This window comes from Mesorhizobium sp. M4B.F.Ca.ET.089.01.1.1, from assembly GCF_004022605.1.
Classification (GTDB): domain Bacteria; phylum Pseudomonadota; class Alphaproteobacteria; order Rhizobiales; family Rhizobiaceae; genus Mesorhizobium; species Mesorhizobium abyssinicae.
This window is the reverse complement of sequence record NZ_RZOS01000929.1, coordinates 1-990: the sequence shown is the minus strand read 5'-3', so window position 1 is coordinate 990 and position 990 is coordinate 1. Positions and strand designations below refer to the sequence as shown.

The 990-nt window shown below is 55.3% G+C and carries 2 protein-coding genes; both read right to left on the bottom strand.

The window, feature by feature from the left end; translation table 11 throughout:
• Positions 1-270 (bottom strand): helix-turn-helix domain-containing protein (locus tag EN780_RS35100; protein ID WP_281035408.1); only part of this gene is annotated, 270 nt, incomplete at its 3' end.
• 160 nt (positions 271-430) lie between these two features.
• A partial coding sequence (locus EN780_RS35095) for a plasmid partitioning protein RepB C-terminal domain-containing protein (protein ID WP_281035407.1) occupies positions 431-990 on the bottom strand: 560 nt, incomplete at its 5' end.

Below are 990 nucleotides of genomic sequence, written 5' to 3'. Positions count from 1 at the left end.
GAGGGACAGCTGTGCATTCGAGGGAAACACGATAAGTCCGTTCTCCTCACTCAGCTCGCTGTCAGGGTAGAAAGACAGCAACGCATTCAGGACGGCCAAAGCACGATCGCCGACGCCGGCGATGCTCTTACCCTCGCAGAGGTTGCGGTAGACCTGCCACTTCTCGACGACCCTGCCCTTTGGGATCTCACGTGAGTCGTTCTGCGCTGCCAGCATGGCAAGCGACATCGGCCGCCGCCCAAAGGGCGTCGTTGCAATACCCGTCTCCATTTCTTCCTTCGCCTTCTAATTAGGCAAAAGAAAGCCGCTCGCCGAATCGACGCTCAAAACTCTTGACACTGATTCGCGGAAATGGGATTCTCGACCTGCGAAGAATACGAGAAGGGCTTCCGCGACGGCGACGTTCGGGGGCCTTTTTCTTTTGCGGTTTCTACTCTCCTGTTTGCCTCGCTTCCGATTTCCTGAAGGCCTCATAGAGGCTATCCAGTTGGTCGGTGATGAATGCTCCAAAGCGCGTTCCATCCGCGTTTTTCAACGCGAGCGTGAATGCTTTTCCGTTGTCTTTCGCCACTGCGCTAACCGATCCGTCTGTTGGAGCCCAAGCTTTGCTGACCGGCTTCGGCTTGCTCGCTTTCTCCGCAGTCGGAGCTTCCGACGAAGGCAGGAAGGCAAGCAGGAGGTTAAACCTGTTGTCAGAGTCGGCTTCTAAGAAGCTACCCCTTGTCACGAACTCACCTGCTATTGCTGAATTCCCGCTCACACCAAACTTGTGCGCGAGTTCTTCCCATCGGCCGCGTCCGATACCCGGAGCCGACCCAATCTTCATCAGGATTTCCCTTGGAATCGCAAAGGCGATCTTGATCATCTCGGAGACGTGCGATTTTCCTGTTGATAGGGAAGCGCAGATGACATCACGTTTATAGCCAGCCTGTTCCTGAGCCAGCGCGAACGAGCACTTTTCGATGAACGAAAGATCCTCGCGTCCAGAAT